Origin of the sequence: Cellulomonas endophytica (assembly GCF_004123805.1) — a bacterium.
GTDB classification, from domain to species: Bacteria; Actinomycetota; Actinomycetes; order Actinomycetales; family Cellulomonadaceae; genus Cellulomonas; species Cellulomonas endophytica.
This window is the reverse complement of sequence record NZ_RWJX01000053.1, coordinates 1-24,266: the sequence shown is the minus strand read 5'-3', so window position 1 is coordinate 24,266 and position 24,266 is coordinate 1. Positions and strand designations below refer to the sequence as shown.

The following is a 24,266-nucleotide window of genomic DNA, read 5'->3' as shown; positions in this document are numbered from 1 at the left end:
GCCCCGCGGGACGCCCGCGCGGCGCCGGCCCCGCGCCGGCCCCGGGCCGGCCCCGCGCCGGCGGGCAGGCCGACGCCCGGCCGTCCTCGCCGAGGACGACCGGGCGTCGGGTGCCGCGGGCGGGTCAGCGCGTCTGCACGTACGCGGTGACCGCCGTGCCGTCGGCCGCGGCGGCGGTCACGGCATAGCAGGTGCCGGGGGTCCTCGGGGTCCGCCACTGCTGGACGAACTGCCCGGAGGCGGTGTCGTACCGCAGCGCGGAGCTGCCCTGGCCGATCTGCTCGACCTCGTCGACGCCCGCGCTGGTGCTGCAGGACACCGTGCGGGTGGTGACCCGGACGCGGGCCGGGTCGGTGAGCTCCTCGTCGCCCACGAACACCTCGAACCTCAGCGGCAGCGTGCTCCCGCCCTTGACGGTGTTGAGGACGCCGCCCATGTCGAGCGGTGCCGCGAACCCGCGCACGGTCCACGGGACGACCGTCGGCGCGGGGCCGGGGTCGGCGCCCGTGAGCGCCAGGCGCGGTGCGGGCGGCGTGCTCATGCCCGCCCCGAGGAAGTACGACGTGTGCGGCGGCTGGTTGTAGCCCGTGTTCTGCCACGCCACGCCGAGCCGGTACACCGGGTCGGACAGGAGCGTGCGCAGCCGGTGCTCCGTGACGTCCACCGTCGTCGCGATGCGCAGGGCGGTGGAGTCCGCCGTGCGGGTGACGAGCTCCTCCCGCCAGTCGCCGAGCAGGTCGGCCTGGAGCACGGGGTTGCCCTTCGTGTCGTTGTCCGAGAGCGTCCCCGTGGCGCGGTAGACCTCCACGGACCGCTGCGCGGCGGGGTCCCACTTCGCGATCGTCGGGACGCCCGTGCGGGTCGTCTCGTCGAACGCGTGGTCGCCGATCTCCCGCAGGAGGTCGCCGTCCCACCACGTGAGGAAGTTCGCCGCGGGGATGCTCGTCGAGAGCAGCTCCCCGTCCGCGGCCCGCAGCTCCCCGACCGCGGAGTTCCACGGCGAGGACGTGGCCCCGCCGATGGCCCAGCCCTCGGCGCCGGGGTGCGCGGGGTCGACGTCGGCCATGGCGGCACGGCCCGTGTCCCGGACCGCCGGGATCGACCACAGGACCTCGCCCGTGGCGGCGTCCCGGTAGGTCGCGCCCCGGTTGCCCGAGGACGCCATGTCCTCGTGCGCCGCGAAGACCTCGAGGCCGGGGTTCGCCGGGTCGAAGTCCGACACGTGCAGGGCGTCGCCGTGGCCGAGCCCCGTGCTGTGCAGCACGGTCCCGTCGTCGTCGAGCGTGAGGGAGCCGTAGACGACCTCGTCCTTCTGGTCGCCGTCGACGTCCGCCACGGACAGGTTGTGGTTGCCCTGGTGCTCGTACTGCTCGCCGGCCTCCTCCGTGTCGAAGACCCAGCGCCGCGTCAGGCTCTCGCCGTCGAAGTCGTAGGCGACGACGACCATGCGCGTGTAGTAGCCGCGCGCCACGAGGAGGCTGGGGTGCTCCCCGTCGAGGTAGGCGGTGCCGGCGAGGAACCGGTCGACCCGGTTGCCGTAGGCGTCGCCCCACGAGCCGACGTCGCCGCGCGCGGGCTCGTAGGGGACGGTGTCGACCGCCGCGCCCGTGGCCCCGTCGAAGACGGTGAGGTACTCCGGCCCGGTGAGCACGTAGCCCGACGAGTTGCGGAAGTCGGCGCCGGCGTCGCCGATCACCGTCCCCCGCCCGTCGACCGTGCCGTCGGCGGTCTTCATCGCCACCTCGGCCCGGCCGTCGCCGTCGTAGTCGAAGACCTGGACCTGCGTGTAGTGCGCGCCGGCCCGGACGTTGCGGCCCAGGTCGACCCGCCACAGGCGCGTGCCGTCGAGCTCGAGGGCGTCCACGTAGACGGGGCCCGTGTAGCCGGCGGCCGAGTTGTCCTTCGAGTTCGTCGGGTCCCACTTGAGGACGATCTCGAGCTCGCCGTCGCCGTCCACGTCCCCGACGGAGGCGTCGTTGGCGCGGTAGGAGTACGGCTGGCCGTCCTTCGTGTAGGCGTCGGCCGGCTTGTCCAGCGGCACGTCGAGGGTCTGCTGGTCCCAGACCGTGAACTCCTCCGAGGCCCAGCGCTCCACGCCGTCGACGACGGTGCTGATCCGGTAGCGGGACCGCTCCGTGCCGTCCGCGTCGACGAGGTTCGTCGCCCCCGTGACGGGCGCCGCGGTGATGCGGGTCCCGTCGCGGTGGACGTGGAAGGCCAGGTCCTGCGGCTCCTGGCCCAGCAGCCGCCAGCCGACGTAGACGCCCTCGTCGAGCGCCACGGCCACGGGGGCGCGGTCGAGCCGCTCCGCCTGCCGGCTCAGCGTGGTGACGGCGGGCGAGGTGACGGCCGCGCTGCGGGCCGAGACGCCGCCCGCGTTGACGGCGGTCACGGACCACCCGTACTCGACGGTGGTGAGCAGGCCCCCGCTCCGGTCGGTGAAGGTGGTGCCGTCCGTCCGGCCGACGAGCACGGGCTCGCCCGCGCTGCCGTCCGGCTCCGGGTCGGCACGGAACACCTGGTAGAACAGCGCGCCCGGCGAGGCCTGCCAGGACAGCGTGACGGCGTCCTTCTCGACGGCGCCGAGGGCGAGGCCCGTCGGCACGGGGGCGAGCGGCACGTCGGGGTCGACGGTCGTGACCTCGACGGGAGCCGTCGGGACGGACTCGGTCCCCGCGGCGTCCACGGCGCGGACCGTGTAGGAGTACGTCTGGCCGACGTCGGCGGTCGTGTCCGTCGCGGAGGTCCCGGTCGTCTCGGCGACGCGCTCGGCGCCTCCACCCGCCAGGGAACGGTAGACCCGGTAGGACGCCGCGTCCGAGGAGGGCGCCCAGCTCAGGGGGACGGAGACGGACGTGCCGTCGATGGCCACCGCGCCGGCCGCCAGACCCGTGGGGGCCAGCAGCAGCGGCGTGATCTCCAGGCCGTTGATCCACCCGCTCGCGGTCAGGTCGAGACGTCCGTCGGTGACCTGGACGGGCTGGAGGACCTTCTCGGCGTAGGTGTTGCGGCCCGTGGTGGACCGGCCGTGGTCGCGGCCCTCGACGACGAGCTGGAGCGCCGCCGTGCCGATCGCGTCGCCCCACGTCGCCTTCACGGCGTAGGTGCCGTTCGCGACGTCGACGCGCAGCGGGTGCTGCGTGCCGGGCAGGAGGAAGTCCCGCTGGAGCGCCGTGGGCACCGGCGTGAAGGCCGTCCCGCGGTCGCGCGAACCCAGGCCCGTGACGTCGAGGAAGCCGTAGCCCCGCTCGGCGGTGTACGTCGTCGCCGGCGTGATCGGGGTCCAGCCCGGCTGGACGACGCCGTTGGCGGGCTGCAGGTCGAAGCGCTGCAGCGGCGCCTTCGTCGTCACCCGCACCGGCGCGGACGGCAGGGAGTCGCCGCGGCCGTTCGTCGCCACGACCCGCAGGTCGTAGGAGCGCCCCTCGGCCATCCCCGAGACGGGGGCGAGCGGCACGGTCGCGGTCGCGACGAGGGCGTACGCGTCGTCGCCGGCGGCGGCGTCCTTGCGCAGGACCTTGTAGACGTCCGCGCCCTCGACCGCGGTCCAGGAGAGCTGGGCCGCGGAGGAGGACACGCCGCTGACGACGAGGCCCGTCGGTGCGGCCGGCACCGCGGCGGGCGGCTCGACCTCGACGACCTCGTCGGCGAGCGGCACGTCCAGCCGGGCGACGTCCGCCGCGACGAGGCGCGCCATCTGGATCGCGCCGTAGTCCTGGAAGTGCGTGTCGTCGGCCGTGCCGGTGGGGCGGTTCGGGTAGACGCCGGCCGGCACGTGGAGGAAGACGCTCCTGGCCGCCTCCGGGCCGATCTCGTCGAGGTACGCCCGGCTCGAGGCGGACAGGTCGACGAGCGGCACGCCCTCCTCGGCCGCGAGCGCGGCCGCCCCCTGCACGTACTCGGGGAAGGACACGACGGCCTTCCCGGTCGTGGCGTCGAAGGCCCGGCGGGAGACCGGCGTGACGACGACGGGCGTAGCGCCCCGCTGCCGCGCGCCCTCGACGTAGGTCCGCAGGTAGTTGCGGTAGTCCGCCGGGGCGGCGTAGCGGTCGTCGACGCCGTAGCTGTTGTCGTTGTGCCCGAACTGCACGAACAGGTAGTCGCCGGGGCGCACGGAGCGCAGCACCTCGTCGAGACGGCCCTGGGTGATGAAGTTCTTGGAGGACCGGCCGCCGATGGCGCGGTTGTCCACGACGACGTCGTCGGACAGGTAGCGGCCGATCATCTGGCCCCAGCCGGCCTGCGGCTGGAAGTCCTTCGTGTAGGACTGCACGGTGGAGTCGCCGGTCACCCAGACCGTGGGCGTCGCCCCGGCGGTCCGCGGCGCCTGGCGGGTCACGACGAGCGCGTTGAGGCGCGGGGCGCCGCCTGCGACCTCGACGTTGAGCTGGCCGTCGACGAGGGCCACGTCGAAGGACATCTCGAGGAACTGGCCGGCCGGCCGCGCGGTGGTCTGCACCTTCGCCATGCCCTCGACCGTGAGCGCGGTCTCCGACGCGGCGGTGGCGTCGCCCGCGACCACGCTGACGGTGTAGTCCCCGTCGGGCAGGTCCACGACGAGCTCGGTGTCGCCGACGGTGACGAAGTCCGAGCGGAGCGGGTCGGCGGTGGCGCGGTCGCCGCCGCTCACCTGTGCGGGGTCGACGAAGCCGTAGCGGGTGGCGGCGGAGTACGCCGTCGTGGCGTCGAGGCGGGTCGCGCCCGGGGCGAGGGCCCCGGGTCCGAGGTCGAACGTGAGCACGCCGCTCGCCGGCAGGGCGACGTCGGGCACGCCCACGCCCGCGAGGCTGCTCACGGTGGGCGCGGAGGCGACGGACGTGCCGTCCGCCGCGAGCGCGCGCGCCCGGTACCAGTGCGTGACGTCGGTGGCGACGGCGTCCGTCGCGAACACCTCGCGGGCGCCGGTGCGGGCCACCTCGGTCCACGGCCCGGCGAGCGCGTCGGCCCGCTCGAGCACGTAGCCGGTCGCGCCCGCCACCTCGTTCCAGCGGACGTCGACCCGGCCGTCGGCGACGTGGGCCATCCGGACGGAGACGGGTGCCGGGAGGGCGCTGACGGCGGCGTCCGCGGCGACGGCCGGCAGCCCCGCCACGGCGAGGACCGCCGCGGTCAGCGCCGCGGTGACGGCCGCCCGGCCTCCTGCCCGGCGACCGGGGGCCCGGGGGGCGGGGCGGAGGGCGGCGGGGCGGCGGGAGGGGTGGAGGGAGGGGTGGTGGTCGTGCGGGTCCGGGAGGGGGCCCTGCCGGGGTGTGCGCGGGGGCACGGTCATGCGTCACCTGCGTCTCGTCGTCGAGGACGGGTGACCCGGACGGCGCGGCTCCGGGCGCCCGTCCGGTACGGGCGTCGCGGGCGATCGAAAGGATTCAGTGCGTCGGGGACCACGCCGTCGAGGTCGGGACGGACAGAGTTGTAGGGCATCGGCGAGGCGGTTGGCAAGCGCTTCCCTGGTGGTCGCGCGTCCAATGTCCGCTTCCGGTCACCGCCCGGTGACGACGACCTGCGACGCCCCCGCGGCGGCAGCGGCCGCCCCGGTCCGCGGGCCGGCGCCCGGCACCGCGTCCGGCACCGCGTCCGGCACCGCGTCCGGCACCGCGTCCGGCGGCGCTGCGGCGGCCGTTCCCGGGCGCCGTCGTGCCGGGCGGCTGCCGAGCAGCACGCCGGCCACCACCACCGCCCCCCAGGCGAGCTCCGTCGCGCTCGTCGCCTCCCCCAGGAGCAGCCACGACGAGCCGATGCCCACGACCGGCACCAGCAGCGAGAACGGCGCCACCGTGCTGGACGGGTGGCGGCTCATGAGCGCCGTCCACCAGCCGGTGCCCACCAGCGTCGCCACGAGGACGGTGAAGAGGAGGCCCCCCACCGCCAGCAGGCCGGCCGGGGAGCCGACGGTCAGCAGGGAGCGCCCGATGCGGTCCGGCCCCTCGGTCACCAGCGACAGGGCCAGCATGGGCAGCGGGGGGACCACGGTCATCCAGAGCATGAGCCGGAACGGCTCCGTGGTCCGCGCCTGCCGGTTCGCCAGGTTGCCGAGCGCCCAGCCCAGCCCGCCGCAGAGCGTCAGCAGCACGGGCACGAGGGTCGCGCCGCCCGCGAGCCCGGCGCGGTGCACGGCGATGCCACCCAGCCCGGCCACCGCGACGCCGATCCCGACGAGCTGCCCTGCGGTGAGGCGCTCGCGGAGCAGGACGCCCGCCAGCAGCACGGTGAACGGCGCGGACGACTGCAGCACCAGCGACGCGAGGCCCGTCGGCATGCCGGAGTCCATCGCCGTGTAGAGGAAGACGAACTGGAGAACGCCGAAGCCGAGCCCGTAGCCGAGCAGCCACCGCAGCGGCACGTCCGGGCGCGGGACGAGCAGGACCGTGGGCACCGCGAGCAGCGCGAAGCGGAGCGCGACGAGGAAGAACGGCGGGAACTGCTCGAGCGAGACGTGGATGGCCGGGAAGTTCAGGCCCCACAGCAGCGCGACGGACAGGGCGAGCAGGCGGTCGCGGATCGGCACGGGCCCACCCTGCCGGTCGCGGACCGTGCAGCACCAGCACGCGTTCGTGACACCACGATGTAGCGTCGCTGCATGGACGTGCGTGGGCTCGAGGCGCTCCGGGCCCTGCGGACCCACGGGGGCGTCACCGCGGCCGCCGCGGTGCTGCACCTGACGCCCTCGGCGGTGTCCCAGCAGCTCGCCGCACTCGCCCGGGACGTCGGTGTGCCGCTCACCGAGCGCGTGGGCCGCGGGCTCCGGCTGACGGCGGCCGGCGACGCGCTGGCGGACGCGGCGGCCGAGGTGGCCGTCGCCCTGGAGCGGGCGCGGTCGGCCGCGGGGGCCTTCCTCGACAGCCCGACCGGCACGGTGCGCGTCAGCGCCTTCCAGTCGGGCGCCCAGCTCCTCCTGCCCGGCCTGCTCGCCCGCACCGGCACGCACCCCGACGTCGTCGTGGAGTGCTCCGACGCGGACGTCGCGACCGACGCGTTCGCCCCGCTGACCGACAGCTTCGACGTCGTCGTCGCGCACCGCCCGGAGGAGGACGGCGGCTGGGCCGACGGCGCCGGACCCGCGCGGGTGCGCGTCGTGCCGCTCCTGCGCGAGCCGCTCGACGTGGCCGTGCCCGTCGGCCACCCCCTCGCCGCACGGCCGGACGTCGCTCCCGGGGACCTGGGCGACGAACGGTGGATCTCGGTGCGCGAGGGCTTCCCGGTGGACGCCGTGCTCCGCGGCCTGGGACGCACGGGCGCGCCGCCGCGGGTCGTCCAGCGCATCAACGACTTCCACGTGGTGGCGGCGCTCGTCGCCGCGGGGCACGGGGTGGCCCTCCTGCCCCGCTACACCTTCGGGCGGCGCACCGACGTCCGGCTGCTCCCCCTGCGCGGGGTGCGGGCCGCACGCCGCGTCGACGCGCTGCTGCGCCCCGACCGGGCCGAGCGCCGCGTGGTCCGGCTCGTGGTGGACGCGCTCGTCGCCGAGGCGGCCGCGGTCCAGGCCGGCCCCTGACGCGCGCCCCTCACGTCCCGTCCACCGTTCTCTCCTCGCCCGGAAGGCCGGCCTCGGGCCTGACCTCGGGGCCGACCTCGTCGTCGGGCTCGTGGTCGGGCTCGGGCTGCCCCTCGTGCAGGAGCTCGGCCCGGTGCCTCCCGGCCAGCGCGACCAGGTGCGTCCGCAGCCCGGGCAGCACGGCGGGGTCCAGGTCCTCGGCGGCCGCGAGGACCCGGCGGACGTCGGCCAGGCTGCGCGCGGCCCCCGCCCGCGCGAGCAGCGGCAGGTGCACGAGGTCCGGCCGGGCCCGGGGTCGCACCCGCAGGTACCCCTCGAGGAACGCGTCGAGGGTGGCGGCGTGCTCCGGGCGCGGGCGCCCGCGGTGCAGCAGGTCGCGGACGGCGTGCGCGACGTCGGCGAGCAGCGGCCCGCGCTCGGCCTCGTCGAGGTCGAAGGCGGTCGGTCGGCCGTCGTCCCACGCCAGGTTGTCGAGCTCGGGGTCGCCGTGGAGGACCCCGAGCCCGCCGGGCGCCCGCTCGAGCCCCGCGACCCGGGCGGCGACCCTCCGCGCGGCGGCCGCGGCCGACGGGTCGTCGACGAGGGCGGCGGCGGCACGGGCCCGTGCCGCCGCCGCGTCCGGCAGGGCGCCGCCGGGCAGGCCGTCGGCGCACGCGGCGAGGTGCTCGTGCAGCGTCGCCACGTGCGCGCCCCAGGCGAGCGCGCGGTCGGGTCCCAGGTCCTCGAGCGCGACGGCCTCGCCCGGCGCCGCCGCGACGGCGGTGGCGTGGAGCGGCCCGACCGGGGTGGCGACCGTCTCGACGAGCCGTCCGCAGCGTGACCGCAGGAACGGCGCGACGCGCACGCCCCGGGCGACGAGCCGCTCCTGCAGCACCGCCACGGCCCGCACCTGCGCGGCGGTGCGGTGCGCCGCGGGGTGCAGGCGCAGGTAGAGGCGCGGCCGGCCCGGCACGGGCGGCACGACGAAGACGTGCGAGGCGCTCGAGCGCCACCAGCGGGCCGTCCCGGGCTCGAGCCCCCAGGCACCGGCGGCGGCGTCCCCCACGGGGGAGCGCCACGTGGCGTCGACGGTCCGGGCGAGGCGGTCGATCTCGGTCAGCGGCAGCATCGCGAGCACCGTGGCGCGCCGCCGCCGGCCGACGCAACGGGTTTTCCGCGACGGGCCCGGGCACGACGACGCCCGGCCCCCCCAGGAGGACCGGGCGTCGTCACGGGTGCGCCGGGGCGCGTCCCGGTCAGGCCGGGGCGAGCCCCGTCCCGCCGTCACCGAGCGCGGAGCGGTTCGGCGCGGGCGGGACGTCCGTGCCGGAGCCCGGCGTCCCGACGCTCGCGCCGACCCCGACGGGCTCCTTCGCGGCGGCCGCGCGGGGCTCGCCGGTGAAGTGGAACTCCCCGAGCAGGCCCTCGCCCTCGGCGTCGACGACGACCGTCTCCCCCGCCTTGAGCTCGCCGAACAGGATCTTCTCGGACAGGACGTCCTCGATCTCCCGCTGGATCGCCCGGCGCAGCGGCCGCGCCCCCAGGACCGGGTCGTAGCCCTTCTCCGAGAGCAGGCGCTTGGCGTCCTCCGTGAGGCGGATGCCCATGTCCTTGTCCCGCAGGCGCTTGTCGAGCTTGGCGATCATGAGGTCGACGATCTGGAAGATCTCCGGCTGCGACAGCTGCGGGAAGACCACCACGTCGTCGACGCGGTTGAGGAACTCGGGCCGGAAGTGCTGCTTGAGCTCCTCGTTGACCTTCGTCTTCATCCGCTCGTAGGACGTCGACAGGTCGCCGCCGGCCTGGAAGCCGGTCATGACGCCCTTGGCGATGTCCCGCGTGCCGAGGTTCGTCGTCATGATGATGACGGTGTTCTTGAAGTCGACCATGCGGCCCTGCGAGTCGGTCAGGCGGCCGTCCTCGAGGATCTGCAGGAGCGAGTTGAAGATGTCGGCGTGGGCCTTCTCGACCTCGTCGAAGAGGACCACGGAGAACGGCCGGCGCCGCACCTTCTCGGTGAGCTGGCCGCCCTCGTCGTACCCGACGTAGCCGGGGGGCGAGCCGAACAGCCGCGAGACGGTGTGCTTCTCGGAGAACTCCGACATGTCGAGCTGGATGAGCGCGTCCTCGTCCCCGAAGAGGAACTCGGCGAGGGCCTTGGCCAGCTCCGTCTTCCCGACGCCCGTGGGGCCGGCGAAGATGAAGGAGCCACCGGGACGCTTGGGGTCCTTGAGCCCGGCGCGCGTGCGGCGGATGGCCTGGGAGAGCGCCTTGATGGCCGCCTCCTGGCCGACGACCCGCTTGTGCAGGTTGTCCTCCATGTGGAGCAGCCGGCTGGACTCCTCCTCGGTGAGCTTGAACACCGGGATGCCCGTGGCGTTCGCCAGCACCTCGGCGATGAGCTCCTCGTCGACCTCCGCGACGGCGTCGAGGTCGCCGTTCTTCCAGGCCTTCTCCTTCTCCTGGCGCTTGAGGCCGAGCTGCTTCTCCTGGTCGCGCAGGCGCGCGGCCTTCTCGAAGTCCTGCTCGTCGATCGCCGACTCCTTGTCGCGGCGCGTCTCGGCGATCTGCTCGTCGAGCTCGCGCAGCTCCGGCGGGGCCGTCATGCGGCGGATGCGCAGGCGGGCGCCGGCCTCGTCGACGAGGTCGATGGCCTTGTCGGGGAGGAAGCGGTCGTTGACGTACCGGTCGGCCAGCGTGGCCGCCGCGACGAGCGCGGCGTCCGTGATGGAGACGCGGTGGTGCGCCTCGTAGCGGTCGCGCAGGCCCTTGAGGATCTCGATGGCGTGCGTGAGCGACGGCTCGGAGACCTGGATGGGCTGGAAGCGACGCTCGAGGGCCGGGTCCTTCTCGACGTACTTGCGGTACTCGTCGAGCGTCGTGGCGCCGACGGTCTGCAGCTCGCCGCGGGCCAGCATGGGCTTGAGGATGCTGGCGGCGTCGATGGCGCCCTCGGCGGCACCCGCCCCGACGAGGGTGTGGATCTCGTCGATGAACAGGATGATGTCGCCGCGGGTGCGGATCTCCTTGAGGACCTTCTTCAGGCGCTCCTCGAAGTCGCCGCGGTAGCGGGAGCCGGCCACGAGCGCGCCGAGGTCCAGCGTGTAGAGCTGCTTGTCCTTCAGCGTCTCCGGCACGTCGCCGCGGACGATGTCCTGGGCGAGACCCTCGACGACCGCCGTCTTGCCGACGCCGGGCTCGCCGATCAGGACCGGGTTGTTCTTCGTGCGGCGCGACAGGACCTGCATCACGCGCTCGATCTCCTTGGCCCGGCCGATGACCGGGTCGAGCTTGCCGTCACGGGCGGCCTGCGTGAGGTTGCGCCCGAACTGGTCGAGCACGGCCGAGCCCGAGGGCTGGCCCTCAGCGGGACCGCCGGCGGCCACGGGCTCCTTGCCCTGGTAGCCCGACAGCAGCTGGATGACCGTCTGGCGCACGCGGTTGAGGTCGGCGCCGAGCTTGTTGAGGACCTGGGCGGCCACGCCCTCGCCCTCGCGGATGAGGCCGAGCAGGATGTGCTCGGTCCCGATGTAGTTGTGGCCGAGCTGCAGCGCCTCGCGCAGCGACAGCTCGAGGACCTTCTTCGCGCGCGGCGTGAAGGGGATGTGCCCCGACGGCGCCTGCGTGCCCTCACCGATGATCTCCTGCACCTGGGCGCGCACCGCGTCGAGCGAGATGCCGAGCGACTCCAGGGCCTTGGCCGCGACACCCTCGCCCTCGTGGATCAGTCCCAGGAGGATGTGCTCGGTGCCGATGTAGTTGTGGTTGAGCATCCGCGCCTCTTCCTGGGCGAGGACGACCACGCGGCGGGCTCGGTCCGTGAATCTCTCGAACATGCAGCACTCCTCACGAGCGACGGCGTGCCCCGTGGCGGTTCCTGGCAGCCGGGTCCTCCAGGACCCGTGCCGCCGGGGTACGGGGCGGCGTTGTTCGAGACTAACGGCGGCCCCGCCCCGGCTATGCGGCTGTTCTCTGTGGGCGGAGCGGGCGGGGCACCCCCGGGGCTGAGGGCGCCCCGCCGACGGTCGACCGGGGCTCAGCGCCGCCAGAGACCGCCCTCGCGGTAGACCTGCACGACCGCGGGGCGCGGGGTGCGCGTCGTGCCCCCGTACGGGAACAGCGACGAGGGCGCGTCCACGACGGCGTCGGCGGTCTCGCCGGGGTGCTGGACGCAGATGAACACGGAGTCCCCCTCGTCGTCGACGACGGGCCCGCAGGTCTCGGCTCCGGTCGGCACGGCGAGGAACTGCTGGACGTGCCCCCGCTCGGGGCCGTCCACCGGCACGTAGTGCAGGGCGTCGTTCAGGCCCAGCGACCCGGGCTGGCCGTCCGTGGAGATCCACAGCCCCCCGCGCGAGTCGAACGTGAGGTTGTCGGGGCAGGAGATGGGCGACACCCTGTCCGCCGGGAAGCCCGCGAAGTGCGTGCTGGGGTCGGCCGGGTCGCCGCAGACGAGCGCGAGCGTCCACGTGAAGGTCGTCGCGCCCGCGTCGTCGCCGTCCTCGCGCAGCTCCACGACGTGGCCCCAGCGGTTGCCCGGGCGGGGGTTGGCCACCCCGGCCGCGGCTCGGTTGGAGCTGTTCGTGCACGCCACGTAGACACGGCCGTTGACGGGGTTGCGCTCCACGTCTTCCGGGCGGTCCATGGGCGTGGCCCCGACGGCGGCCGCCGCCTCCCGCGTGAAGACGAGGACCTCGGCCAGGGTCATGCCGGGGACCATCGAGCGGCCGCCCCGGGTCAGCGGGACCCACTCGCCGGTGCCGTCGTGGTCCGTGCTCGGGTCCCCCTCGGCGGAGAAGCGGGCGACGTACAGGTCGCCCCTCTCCAGCAGGCGGGGGCCGTTCGTCCCGCCCGGCGAGAGCCGCCCCTCGGAGACGAACTTGTACAGGTGCTGGTCCGCGGTGTCGTCGCCCATGTAGACCGCGACCCGGCGGTCGGCGGCCAGGCTCACCGTGGCGCCCTCGTGCTTGAACCGGCCGAGCGCCGTGTGCTTGACCGGGGTCGAGCCGGGGTCGCGCGGGTCCAGCTCGACGATCCAGCCGAAGCGGTTGATCTCGTTGGGCTCGGCGACGACGTCGAAGCGGTCGTCGACGCGGTACCAGAAGCGCCCGTCCCCGGGGGTGCCGGTGGCGTCGACGAGGCCGTAGGTGTCCCGGTTGCGCGGGTCGCCCACGGGGTCGCCCCGGAAGTACTGGTCGAAGTTCTCCTCGCCGGAGAGCACCGTGCGCCAGGGCGTCGTGCCGCCCGCGCAGTTGTTCAGGGTCCCGATGACGGTCCTGCCGGCGGGGTCGCGGGTCGTGCGGACGAGCGCGTCGCCGGCCACCGGGCCCGTGAGGCGGAACGGCGTGCCGAGCGCCGTGATGCGCCGGTTCCAGCGCGAGGAGTCGGCGTACCAGCGGGGGTCGGAGAGGTAGCGCCGCAGCTGGACGACGGACATGCCGTGCGCGGCCATGGAGGTGCGGATCTGCTCGTCGGTGAGCGAGGCCTCGTCGACGAAGCCCGGGTACATGAGGTTCTCGTTCGTGTACTCGTGGTTCGCGACGAGCAGGGCCCGCGTCGAGGACTGCGGGACGATCGTCAGGTAGTCGTTGTTGTAGCCGAACTGCATCGCCTGCGCCTCGGGGCTCTGGCGGTCCAGGTCGAACGCCGGCGCCCCCGGGACCACCGGGTCGCCCCACTGCACGAGCGTGTGCCACGCGTACCCCGCCGGCACCGTGACGGCGTCGACCGTGCGGTCCACGGGCTCGACCGGCCGGAAGCGGAAGGTCGGCGAGACGACCGCCTCGCCCGCCGCCGGCGCCGTCGCGGCCTGCGCCCGCGGCGTGCCGAGGAACGTCGAGGCGCCCACCGCGGCGGCGGTCAGGCCCAGCGCCTGCAGCACGGAGCGTCGGGACACCGCCGCCCGCGCGACCTCCGCGAAGTGCGGCGAGGCCGAGAGGCTGCCCTCGTCGCGCAGGCAGGCGTCGCCGCACTTGAAGTGGCACGTGGCGGCGGAGCGGGTGCCCATGGTGTGCCCCGTCATGGGCAGCAGGGGGCGGGAGGGGGTCTGCGTCATGGGGGCACCTCGGCGGGGATCCGGACGGCGGTCGCCCTCACGCTAGGGAGCGGCGGTCGACCGCAGGTGACGCGGTGTCGACCGCCGGGTGAACTCTGGCGCGCATCCCCCAGGACCCCGCCGCCCACCGCCACCGAACCCACGATCGGCGTCGCACTCCGCCGTCGGAGACGCACCTGCAGGTGCGACGCGGACGGCGAGGTGCGACGCCGACGTCGGGGCGTGCGACGCCGACGCCGGAGCAGGAGGCGGACGACGGCGCAGCGGCCGTCAGGCCGTCGCGTCCTCGCGGGAGGCCGCGGCCCGGCCGGCCTCGAGGCGGGCCACCGGCACGCGGAACGGCGAGCACGAGACGTAGTCCAGGCCCACGTCGTGGAAGAAGTGGATGGACTCCGGGTCGCCGCCGTGCTCGCCGCAGACGCCCGTCTTCAGGCCCGGCTTCGTCGCCCGTCCGCCGGTGACACCCGCCTCGACGAGCGCCCCGACCCCGTCGGCGTCGAGCGTCTCGAACGGGGAGATGGTCAGCACCCCGTTCTCCAGGTACTGCGCGAAGAAGGCGCCCTCGACGTCGTCGCGGGAGAAGCCCCAGGTCGTCTGCGTGAGGTCGTTCGTGCCGAAGGAGAAGAAGTCGGCCTCCTCCGCGATCCGGTGCGCGGTCAGCGCGGCCCGGGGCAGCTCGATCATGCAGCCGATGGGCACGTCGTCGAGCCGGACGCCGGACGCCGCCCCCACCTCGGCGAGCACCCCCAGCGCCTCCTCGCGCACGATCTGCAGCTCCCGCACGGACCCGACGAGCGGCACCATGATCTCCGGCTGCGGGTCCCTGCCCGCGCGCCGCAGCTCGACGGTCGCCTCCGCGATCGCCCGCACCTGGAGCGCGAACAGCCCGGGCAGCTTGAGCCCGAGCCGGACGCCTCGTAGGCCGAGCATGGGGTTCTGCTCGTGCATGTGCCGCACCGCCGCGAGCAGCTGCACGTCGTGGGGGTCCGCGCCGCCCGTCGCCTCCGCCACGGCCACGCGCACCGCGAGGTCGGTCAGGTCGGGCAGGAACTCGTGGAGGGGCGGGTCGAGGAGGCGGATCGTCGTCGGCAGGCCGTCCATGGCCTCGAGCAGCCCGACGAAGTCCGCCCGCTGCAGGGGCAGGAGGTCCGCGAGGGCGGCGGCCCGCTCCTCGTCCCCGTCCGCGAGCACGAGGCGCTCGAGGTAGCGCTTCCGGTCGCCGAGGAACTGGTGCTCCGTGCGGCACAGGCCGATGCCCTCGGCGCCGCGCGCCCGGGCCCGGCGGGCGTCCTCGGCCGTGTCGGCGTTGGCGCGCACGCGCATGCGGCGCACCTCGTCGGCGTGGGTGAGGACGCGGTCGACCGCGACGAGGAGCGAGCGCGTCTCGTCGTCCTCCGCCGCCGCGAGGCCCGCCTCGAGCCCGTCGGCGATGTAGACCATGACGGGCGAGTCGACGACGGGCACGTCCCCGAGGAAGACCTCGCCCGTGCGTCCGTCGAGGGCGATGACGTCCCCCGCCCGCAGGGTGCGACCGGCCACGCGCACCTCGCCGGCGGCGTGGTCGACGAGGAGCTCGTCGGCGCCGACGACCGCGCACTTGCCCATCCCGCGGGCGACGACCGCCGCGTGGCTCGTCTTGCCGCCGCGGGCGGTGAGGACGCCGTCGGCCGCGATCATGCCCTGCAGGTCGTCGGGGTTCGTCTCCCGCCGGACGAGCACCACCCGCGCGCCGGCCGCCGTGCGCTCGAGCGCCTGGGCGTTGTCCAGCACGATCTCCCCCACCGCCGCCCCGGGCGAGGCCGGCATGGCGCGCGTGAGCAGCACCCGCTCGGCGTCGGGGTCGAAGCGCGGGAAGAGCAGCTGCCCCAGCTGGGCGCCCGTGCACCGCGAGATGGCCTCGTCCATGGTGATGAGGTGCTCGTCGGCGAGCTCCGTGGCGATCCGGAAGGCGGCGGCCGCCGTGCGCTTGCCCACGCGGGTCTGCAGCAGCCACAGCTTCCCGCGCTCGACGGTGAACTCGATGTCGCACAGGTCGCGGTAGTGCGTCTCGAGGCGGCGCATCGCCTGCCGCAGCTCGGCGTAGGAGGTGGGGTCGAGCAGCTCGAGCTCGGCGAGCTGCAGGGTGTTGCGGATGCCCGCGACCACGTCCTCGCCCTGGGCGTTCGGCAGGTAGTCGCCGTAGACGCCGGAGTGACCGGTCGACGGGTCGCGGGTGAAGCACACGCCCGTGCCGGAGGTCTCGCCGAGGTTGCCGAAGACCATGCTCACGACGTTCACGGCCGTGCCGAGGTCGTTCGGGATGCGCTCGCGGCGGCGGTACAGGCGCGCGCGGTCGGTGTTCCACGAGCCGAAGACGGCCTCGATCGCCATGTCGAGCTGCTCGCGCGGGTGCTGGGGGAACTCGCGGCCGGACTCGCGCCGCACGATCTCCTTGTACTCCTCGACGAGCTCGCGCAGGTGCTGGGCCAGCAGGTCGACGTCCGTGGCCGCGCCGACCGTCCGCTTCTTCTCGTCGAGGGCGTGCGCGAACAGCTCGCCGTCGATGCCGAGCACCGTCTTGCCGAACATCTGGATCAGCCGGCGGTAGGAGTCGTAGGCGAAGCGCTCGTCGCCGCTGAACTCCGTCAGACCCTTCACGGAGGCGTCGTTGAGCCCGATGTTGAGGACCGTCTCCATCATCCCCGGCATGGAGAACTTCGCGCCGGAGCGCACGGACACCAGCAGCGGCTCGTGGAAGTCGCCGAGCCGGCGGCCGAGGGTGTCCTCGATCTCGCGGACCGCGAGGGTCACCTCCACCCGCAGCTCCGCCGGCAGCCGGCCGTCGCGCATGTAGGCGCGGCAGGCCTCGGTCGTGATGGTGAACCCGGGCGGCACCGGCAGGCCCAGCCGCGTCATCTCGGCGAGGTTCGCCCCCTTGCCGCCCAGCAGGTCCTTCTGGTCCTTGTCCCCGTCGCTGAAGCGGTACACGTACGTCGTCATCGCCGGCTCCGTCGCTGCTCGTCCGATCCACGCTGCTGAGGTGGGCGCCGGGCGGCCGCTGCGGTGCGGGCCCCGGTCGCCGGTGAGGTGCCGATGGCGGTGCCGGTCCTGAGAGGGCCACGGTCCCAGGAGGGCGGCGTGGGGCACAACGGCCCCGGCCCGTGGTCGTGGCCACAGGCACCCCGCCCCCACCGCGGGGCCCGCCGCCCTACGCTCACCGGGTGGGTGCGGCCGGGCTGCTGCTGCTGCCCGGCGCCGGCGCCGGGCGGGACCACCGCACGCTCGTCGCCGTCGAGACGGCCCTCGCGGCCCTGGAGCCGCCCGTGCCCGTGCGTCGCACGGACTTCGCCCGCCGGGCCGCCGGGCTGCGCGGTCCGGAGCGGATCGAGGTCGCGGTGCCGCACGTGCGGGCGTCGGCGGACGCCTGGGCGGCCGAGCTCGGCGTCGACCCGGGCCGGCTCGTGCTCGGCGGGCGGTCCTTCGGCGGGCGGGCGGCGTCGATGGCGGTCGGGCAGGGCCAGCCCTCCGCGGGGCTCGTGCTGCTGTCCTACCCCCTGCACCCACCGGGCCGCCCCGACCGGCTCCGGGTCGCGCACCTGCCGGACGTCCGCGTGCCGGTGCTGGCGGTCTCGGGTGCTGCCGACCCCTTCGGCCGCGCCGACGAGCTGGCCGAGCACCTCGCCGCCCTCGGCGGGCCGCTCACCCACGTCACGCTGCCGGGCGGGCACGACCCGCGCGACGACGCCGCCGTGGCCGCGGCCGTCGCGACCTGGATCGAGACCCTCGCCCGGACCTGACCCCCGCCCCTCCGACGAGATGCCGGTCCCGGCCGCCCGCCGCCGCGCGAGGGCGGTCGGAAGAGGCACCTCGTCGGGGGGAGGGGTCGGCCCCCCTCCCGACGAGATGCCGGTTCGCGCCGCCCTCGCCGCCAGCAGGAGGCCGGGACGGGCACCTCGTCGTGAGGGAAGGGGTCGGCCCTCCTCCCGACGAGACGCCCGTCCCGGCCGCTCGTCGCCGGGTGCAGGCGGCCCGGAACGGCATCTCGTCGGGGTGGCTGCGGGTCATCCGGGTGGGGCGGGACGTGACAGGGCGCTGTGACGGTCACCTGGACGGGTGAACGCAACCCTCCCCGCCGCCAGCCGGAAGGCCTACTGTGGAGCCTGCCCCCGGTCGCTCCGCCCCCTGCGCGGCCGGGGGCTCTCACGTCCCCGGGGCGCCCGGGTATTCCCGGGTCACGCGTGGTGGTGCTCACGGGTCGAGCAGGTGCGTCCCGGCCCTCGGCGGGGTGGGATGAGCGGCATGCAGACCCGCACCATCGGCACCCGCCCCGTCAGCGCCATCGGCCTCGGCGGCATGCCCCTGTCCATCGAGGGCCGCCCCGACCGCGAGCGCGCGGTCGCCACCGTCCACGCCGCGCTCGACGCCGGCGTCACCCTGCTCGACACCGCCGACGCCTACCACCTGCACGCCGACGAGGTCGGCCACAACGAGGAGCTGCTCGCCGAGGCGCTGCGCACCTGGGGCGGGGACACCTCCGGCGTGCTCGTCGCGACGAAGGGCGGCCACCTGCGCCCCGGCGACGGCTCGTGGACCCAGGACGGCCGCCCCGAGCACCTGCGCCGGGCGGTGCAGGACTCCGCGCGCCGGCTCGGCGTCGAGGCCATCGGGCTCTACCAGTTCCACCGGCCCGACCCCGCGGTGCCCTACGCCGACTCCGTCGGGGTCCTGGCGGAGCTGCTCGACGCCGGCACCATCGAGATGGCCGGCATCTCCAACGCCGACCCGCAGCAGATCCTCGAGGCGCAGGAGGTGCTGGGGGGCCGCCTCGTGTCCGTCCAGAACCAGTACTCGCCGGGCTTCACCTCCTCCCAGGAGGAGCTCGCGCTGTGCGCCCAGCACGGCATCGCCTTCCTGCCGTGGAGCCCGCTCGGCGGCATCCGCGGCGCGGGCGAGCTCGGCGGGCGGCACGCCGCCTTCTCCGAGGTGGCGGACGCGCGCGGCGTGAGCCCGCAGGTCGTCGCCCTGGCGTGGGAGCTCGCGCAGGCGCCCGTCGTCGTGCCGATCCCCGGCTCGAGCCGCCCCGAGACGATCCGCGACTCGGTCACGGCCGTCGACCTCGAGCTCACCGCCGACGAGCTCTCGCGCCTCGACGCCGCCGTCCGCTGACAGCAGCCCCGTGGCGCCCCCCGGCCGGGGGGCGCCACGGGTCGCGTGGGAGGATCGAGCCGTGCCCCTGCTCGACGCCCCGGTCCTCGACGTGCCCGCGCTCGCCCTGCCGGCGCCCGTCCGCCTCGTCGTGAGCGACATGGACGGCTCCCTGCTCGACGAGCGCAAGACGCTGCCCGCCGCCACCGCCGCCGTGCTCGCCGCCCTGCGCGCGCGCGGCATCGCCTTCTGCCCGGCGAGCGGCCGCCAGTACGCCAACCTGCGGCGCCTCTTCGGCGCGCTGCCCGGCGACCCCGGGGCCGACCTGGTCTACATCGCCGAGAACGGCGGCGTCGTCGTGCACCGCGACGAGGTCCTGGCGAGCACGCCCCTGCCGCCGGACGTCCTGGGCCCCGCGGTCGAGGCCGTCCGGGCGCTGCGGGCGGCGGGGCGGGAGGTGGGGGCGGTCGTCTGCGGCGCGCGGTCGGCGTGGGTCGAGGGCGACGACGCCGGCTTCCTGCGCCACGTCGAGGCGCACTACTCCGTCGTGACGCAGGTGCGCGACCTCACCGCCGTCGACGACACCGTGCTCAAGGTCGCGGTGTTCGACGGCGAGGACGTGGAGACCGCGACCGCGCCGGCGTTCGCGCCGCTGGCCGACCGGGTGCGCGTGCTCGTCTCGGGCCGCCACTGGGTCGACCTCATGCACCCCGAGGCGGACAAGGGCGTGGCGCTGCGGCACGCGCAGCGGGTGCTCGGCGTCGCGCCGGAGGAGACGCTGGCCTTCGGCGACTACCTCAACGACCTGGGCCTGCTGCGCGCGGCCGGCACGGGCGTCGCGATGGACAACGCGCACCCGGACGTGCGGGCCGCCGCGGCGGCGGTGGCACCGGGGCACACCCGCAACGGGGTCCTGCGCACGCTCGTCGCCGCCCTCGACCTGGACGTGCCGGGCCTCTGAGGGCCGCGGCGGGCCGGGGCCGGACGGCTGCCCCGTCAGGGCTCCCGCGGCGCGTCCTCACCAGCCGCGCAGCTCCGGCGGCGGTCCCGGGTAGGCCTCGAAGACCGAGAGCTCGGCGGGCGTGAACGGCCGCGGCCGCCCCGTGCGCGCCTCCACCTGCACCATGCGCGAGCGCGCCCGCAGGTAGACGGCCGGCAGCCGGCCGGCGCGGCCCGGGTCGCCGTCGCGCCCCTCGTCGGCGGCCGGCGCCCCCGCGTCGAGGACCTCGTAGGCGAAGTCCACCGAGCTGCGACCGGTGCGCGGCACCCAGACGTCGACGGCCAGCGGCTCGGACCGGAACGGCGCGGGCGCCACGTACTCGATCTCGTGCTTCACGACGACGAGCTGCGCCTCCGTCAGCCGGCCGGCGGCGTCGACCCCCATCGCCGGGAACAGCGCGAAGCGGGCGTCGTCGAGGTAGCGCAGGAACGCGGCGTTGTTCACGTGCCCGAACAGGTCGACGTCCGACCAGCGCACGCGCAGCAGCAGGCGCGCCCGACGGCGGCCGTCGGCACCGGTCACCGCGGCGACCCCCTCGTCGCCCCCACCCGCCGTGCCCACCCGCGCACGCTAGCGCCCCCTCAGGCGAGGGGCAGCCGCTCCAGCCCCCGTCGCAGGTCCTCCTCGCGCGCCCCGAGGGAGATCCGCACCCACCCCTCGCCGCCGGGCCCGAACGCCGTGCCGGGCGCGAGCGCGACGCCCCGCTCGGCGACGAGCCGCCGGCACCAGCCGAGGACGTCGCCGCCGGACAGCGCGGACACGTCGGCCCAGACGTACATGCCGCCGTCGGCCGGGAGCACGGGCAGCCCCCGCGCCGCGAGGGCCTCCGTCGCGACGTCCCGCAGGTGCCGGTAGGTGAGCCGGGCGAGCGCGACGCCGTCCTGCGGCCCGGTGAGCGCGGCGAGGGCGGCGTGCTGCGCCGGCGTGTTCACGCAGGACACCACCGCCTCCTGCGCCGACCCGAGCACCGGCAGGAACGCCGCGGGGACCACGAGGGCGCCGACCCGCATCCCCGTCATGCCGTAGGTCTTCGAGAAGGAGTGCAGCGTGAGGACGCGGTCGTCGGTGTCGTACGCGGCCGGCGGCACGTGCGGGACGCCGAAGGTGAGCTCGCCGTAGCACTCGTCGGACAGCAGCCACAGGTCGTGGGCGCGGGCGAGCGCGACGAGGTCGGCCACCCGCCCGGCGGGCACGACCGTCCCCAGCGGGTTCGAGGGCGAGTTCACCAGGAGCACCCGCGTGCGCGGCGTGACGGCCGCCGCCACGGTCGCGGGGTCGGGCAGGAAGCCGTCCGCCGGGTCCAGCCGGTACGGCACGGGACGGCCGCCCAGCAGGTGCACCGCCATGACGAACGGCGGGTAGCCCGGGTCGGGCACGAGCACCTCGTCGCCCGGCGCCAGGGTGAGCGAGAGCGCGAGGTGCAGCGCCTGCGCGCCGCCGGCGGTGACCCACACGCGGTCGGGGTCGACGACACGGCCGTGGGAGGGCGACAGGTGCGCCGCCAGCGCCTCGCGCAGGGGCCGGAGGCCGGCGTTCGGGGTGTAGCCCGTGTCGTCCCGGGCGATCGCCGCCGCGGCGGCGGCCAGGACGTGCGGCGCCGTCGGCAGGGACGGCTCCCCGACGCTGAGCACGACGGTCCCCGGCGTGGACCACGCCAGCTCCGTGACCTGCCGGATCTGCGAGCCGGGCAGGGTGCGGACGTGGTCGGGCAGGACGGGCACGCCCGCAACCTACGGCGTCCGCGCCGGCCGGCGGGTCAGGCGACGGGCCGCGGCAGGCCGAACACCGTCCGCACGCCGGGCGAGACCAGCGCCCGCAGAGGCGGGCCGACGGGTGCCACGCCCGCGTCGGCGACGAGCTCGTCGTCGAGCTCCAGGACCTCCGCCGCGTGCAGCGGCCATGCGGCGTGCTCGTTCGGCACCCACCACGTCCGCCCGCCCCACCGGGTGTGCAGGCCCCACCGCGCCGTGAGCCAGGTCTCGAGGTCCGTCGGCTCGACGACGTCCCCCACCCGCAGCACCACGCGGGACCGCACGGGGCGGCCCGGCCGGCGGCGCACGGTCTCCCAGGTGTGCACGTCGCCCGTGCGGTCGTAGCGCATGCGCGCCCACCGGTACGGCGTGCCGAACACCCCGCGCGCGAAGGGCACGACGGCGAGGCGCTCCGTCTCCAGGGTGCGGAACACCACCCCGTGCCGCCCCGCGTCGTCGACGGAGTACAGCCGCACGTTCGTCTCGAGGAACGTGCCCAGGACGGGAACGGGACGCGCTCGCCCGAAGCCCGCCGAGGCCATCCGGAACGGCACGAGACCCACCCACGTGCGCCCCTCGGCGTCGACGTCCGGCCGGGTGCCCGCCGGCATCATCGCGGCGACGTCCGCCGGGTCGACCGGCCGGTGCAGGAAGGCCAGGTCCGCCCAGACCTGCCCGAGCAGCGCCGGTCCCCGGAGGGCGGGGGCGTCGAGCGGGTAGCCGTCGAGGAGCGTCACGCGTCGATGGTCGCCGCGCGGCGGGCGGTCGGCGCGCCGGGGGCCGCCCGCCGCCGGTCCCCTCTCAGGCGGCGCCGGGCTCCGCCTCGAGCAGGATCGTCACGGGCCCGTCGTTGACGAGCTCCACCGCCATGTCGGCGCCGAAGACGCCGGTGGCGACCGTCAGGCCGCGGGCGCGCAGCGCCGCCACGACGGCCGCGACGAGGGGCTCCGCCACCGGCCCCGGCGCCGCCGCGTTCCACGTCGGGCGCCGGCCCTTGCGGGTGTCCGCGTAGAGCGTGAACTGGCTGACGACGAGCACGGGGGCGCCGACCTCGACCGCCGACCGCTCGTCGCGCAGCACCCGCAGCTCCGCGACCTTGCGCGCGATCCGCTCCACCTGCGCCGGGCCGTCGCCGGGCGTGACGCCGACGAGCACGAGCAGGCCCGGCCCGTCGACCTCCCCGACGACCTCGCCGCCCACCCGGACCGCCGCCCGGGTGACGCGCTGGACGACCGCCCTCACGCGGGCCGCCCTCCCGCGGACGGGGTCACCGACCGGTCACCAGCCGCCGTAGGGGCCGCCGCCGGACGGGCCGCGGCCGCCGCGCCGGCTGTACGGCTCGATCGCCGGCTTCACGTCGGCGAGGTAGACGCCCGCCGCGACGGCGGACAGCAGGGCGAGGAAGGGCAGGCCGCCGGCGCCGAGCGTCGCGAAGGACAGCAGGGTCGCGGCGCCGAGGATGAGGCCCCACTTCGTCTTCGTCAGCTTGCCCGCCGAGACGAACGCGGCCGCCGGCCGGCGCAGCAGGTCGACGAGGCCCCAGACGGCCATGCCGAGCACGACGAGGCCGAGGAGCAGGAAGATGTAGTACTGGATGGTGGCGACCACGGCAGGAGACTACGCGGCGGGGTGACCCGTGCGGCCGCCGTGCGAGCGAGGTCACCCCGTGCCGGGCGCGGTCCTGCGTGCGGACGGCACCCGCGAGGTCGTGCGGGGGCCGGCGCCGGGCGGTCGCCTAGAGCGCCGGGAGGGCCGACCGGGCCCCCTCCTGGTCCTCCCCCGCCATCTCGAGCAGGTCCACGACGAGCGAGCGGGTGAGGAGCACGAGGCTCTGCACCTGCCAGTCGTCGGCGCCGAGCCGGTAGGGGTCGAGGTCGGCCGCCACGCCGCGCAGCCGCTCCCGCACCGCGGCGGGGTCCGAGCCCTCGACGGTCGCGTGGGCCAGGTCGTCGGCCGCCTCCGCCAGCGCGTGGACGGTGCGGGCGACGGGCTCGAGGGGGTGCCGGTCCGCGGCCCCGAGGGTGGCGTGGGACCGGCGCGCCAGGACCCGGGTGTTCCGCATGGCGCGGTCGGCGAGCACGGCCGCGCCGACGTGGCGGCGCAGCTCGTCGCGGTGCCGGCGCCCGCCCGGGGTGAGGCGGACGACGTCGTAGGCGTTGCGGGCGGCGTCGCGCCACTCGTCGAGCAGGGCCTGCGAGGACCGGCCGAGCACGAGGGCGTCCTCGACGTCGTCGGCGTCGCGCCGGGCGAGCCCGTCGCCGAGGCGGCCGAGCACCCGCGCCACCTGCGTCAGCGCGGCCCCGCCCAGGCGTCGGGAGTGCCGGCGGGGGTCGGAGGGCGTCAGCACCGCGACCGCGAGCGCGACGAGGCCGCCCAGCAGCGCGTCCGTCCACCGGCCGAGCGACCCGCCGGTCGTCGCCGTGGCGGGCAGCCCGACGATGACGACGGCCTGGACGCCGGCCTGGTTCGTCAGCATGGGGCCGCGGTCGAGGAACCGGGCGACGAGGGCCGCGACCGCCAGCGTGACGCCGATCTGCCAGACGCCCGTGCCGATGACGTGGACGATGAGGTCGCCCAGGCCGACCCCGACGGCGACGCCCACGGCCAGCTCGGCGACCCGGCGGACCGACCGGTCGCGGCTGAAGCCGAGGCACAGCCACGCGCAGACGGGGGCGAAGAACGGCGCCGGGTGCCCGAGCACCTCCCGCCCGACCGCGTACGCCACGGACCCCGCGGCCGCGGCCTGGAGCACCGGGCCCGCGGCGGCACGCACCCGCACCCAGCCCGTGCGGACCCGCGCCCGCGCCCGCGTGCCCCGGCGGCGCGGGGGACGGCCGGGTCCGGGGCCGGTCACCGTCCGGCGGCCGG

Annotated in this window: 16 protein-coding genes; 4 read left to right on the top strand and 12 right to left on the bottom strand. The window is 75.9% G+C overall.

Translation table 11 applies throughout. The features are described from left to right. Positions 1-124: 124 nt before the first annotated feature. Positions 125-5,269, bottom strand: a complete 5,145-nt coding sequence (locus EJA20_RS13630; RefSeq protein ID WP_205687504.1) for a rhamnogalacturonan lyase family protein — start codon at positions 5,267-5,269, stop codon at positions 125-127. 207 nt (positions 5,270-5,476) lie between these two features. After that, positions 5,477-6,502, bottom strand: a complete 1,026-nt coding sequence (locus tag EJA20_RS13620; RefSeq protein WP_129338898.1) for an EamA family transporter — start codon at positions 6,500-6,502, stop codon at positions 5,477-5,479. 72 nt (positions 6,503-6,574) lie between these two features. On the opposite strand from EJA20_RS13620, the gene EJA20_RS13615 reads away from it, so the two are divergent. Beyond that, complete coding sequence (locus EJA20_RS13615) at positions 6,575-7,489, top strand: LysR family transcriptional regulator (RefSeq protein ID WP_129338896.1); 915 nt, start codon at positions 6,575-6,577, stop codon at positions 7,487-7,489. A 10-nt stretch (positions 7,490-7,499) separates the two neighbouring features. Here EJA20_RS13615 and EJA20_RS13610 read toward each other — a convergent pair whose 3' ends face one another. From EJA20_RS13610 to ppdK, 4 genes are all read right to left on the bottom strand, one after another. Next, the gene (locus tag EJA20_RS13610; protein WP_129338894.1) at positions 7,500-8,597 is read right to left on the bottom strand and encodes a phosphotransferase enzyme family protein; all 1,098 of its coding nucleotides are present in this window, start codon (positions 8,595-8,597) and stop codon (positions 7,500-7,502) included. Positions 8,598-8,724: 127 nt separating this feature from the next. Next, positions 8,725-11,304 (bottom strand): ATP-dependent Clp protease ATP-binding subunit, encoded by a 2,580-nt coding sequence (locus EJA20_RS13605; protein ID WP_129338892.1) that lies wholly within the window; start codon positions 11,302-11,304, stop codon positions 8,725-8,727. A gap of 200 nt (positions 11,305-11,504) precedes the next feature. Further along, positions 11,505-13,523: a PhoX family protein gene (locus EJA20_RS13600; protein ID WP_129338891.1), complete on the bottom strand. Its 2,019-nt coding sequence runs from the start codon at positions 13,521-13,523 to the stop codon at positions 11,505-11,507. Positions 13,524-13,793: 270 nt separating this feature from the next. Continuing rightward, positions 13,794-16,502, bottom strand: a complete 2,709-nt coding sequence (gene ppdK / locus EJA20_RS13595; protein ID WP_129338889.1) for a pyruvate, phosphate dikinase — start codon at positions 16,500-16,502, stop codon at positions 13,794-13,796. A 221-nt stretch (positions 16,503-16,723) separates the two neighbouring features. On the opposite strand from ppdK, the gene EJA20_RS13590 reads away from it, so the two are divergent. The 3 genes from EJA20_RS13590 to EJA20_RS13580 all read left to right on the top strand — a co-directional run bounded on the left by EJA20_RS13590 (position 16,724) and on the right by EJA20_RS13580 (position 19,608). Next, positions 16,724-17,299 carry an alpha/beta hydrolase family protein gene (locus tag EJA20_RS13590; RefSeq protein ID WP_129338887.1) on the top strand — a complete coding sequence of 192 codons (576 nt, stop codon included), beginning with the start codon at positions 16,724-16,726 and terminating at the stop codon, positions 17,297-17,299. 502 nt (positions 17,300-17,801) lie between these two features. Further along, positions 17,802-18,668, top strand: a complete 867-nt coding sequence (locus EJA20_RS13585) for an aldo/keto reductase (protein ID WP_129338885.1) — start codon at positions 17,802-17,804, stop codon at positions 18,666-18,668. Positions 18,669-18,729: 61 nt separating this feature from the next. Further along, positions 18,730-19,608, top strand: a complete 879-nt coding sequence (locus EJA20_RS13580) for an HAD-IIB family hydrolase (protein ID WP_240675496.1) — start codon at positions 18,730-18,732, stop codon at positions 19,606-19,608. A gap of 57 nt (positions 19,609-19,665) precedes the next feature. Here the strand turns inward: EJA20_RS13580 and EJA20_RS13575 are convergent, their stop codons facing one another. From EJA20_RS13575 to EJA20_RS13550, 6 genes are all read right to left on the bottom strand, one after another. Next, complete coding sequence (locus tag EJA20_RS13575; protein ID WP_240675495.1) at positions 19,666-20,208, bottom strand: acyl-CoA thioesterase; 543 nt, start codon at positions 20,206-20,208, stop codon at positions 19,666-19,668. Positions 20,209-20,228: 20 nt separating this feature from the next. Next, positions 20,229-21,368: a pyridoxal phosphate-dependent aminotransferase gene (locus EJA20_RS13570; RefSeq protein ID WP_129338883.1), complete on the bottom strand. Its 1,140-nt coding sequence runs from the start codon at positions 21,366-21,368 to the stop codon at positions 20,229-20,231. A 35-nt stretch (positions 21,369-21,403) separates the two neighbouring features. Then, positions 21,404-22,135, bottom strand: a complete 732-nt coding sequence (locus EJA20_RS13565; RefSeq protein ID WP_129338881.1) for a YqjF family protein — start codon at positions 22,133-22,135, stop codon at positions 21,404-21,406. Positions 22,136-22,199: 64 nt separating this feature from the next. Beyond that, positions 22,200-22,640 carry a D-aminoacyl-tRNA deacylase gene (gene dtd / locus EJA20_RS13560; protein ID WP_129338879.1) on the bottom strand — a complete coding sequence of 147 codons (441 nt, stop codon included), beginning with the start codon at positions 22,638-22,640 and terminating at the stop codon, positions 22,200-22,202. 36 nt (positions 22,641-22,676) lie between these two features. Continuing rightward, positions 22,677-23,006: a DUF2516 family protein gene (locus EJA20_RS13555; protein WP_129338877.1), complete on the bottom strand. Its 330-nt coding sequence runs from the start codon at positions 23,004-23,006 to the stop codon at positions 22,677-22,679. Between the two features lie 127 nt (positions 23,007-23,133). Next, a complete protein-coding gene (locus EJA20_RS13550) occupies positions 23,134-24,252 on the bottom strand; it encodes an FUSC family protein (RefSeq protein WP_129338900.1) in 1,119 nt (372 codons plus the stop codon). Positions 24,253-24,266: the final 14 nt, after the last annotated feature.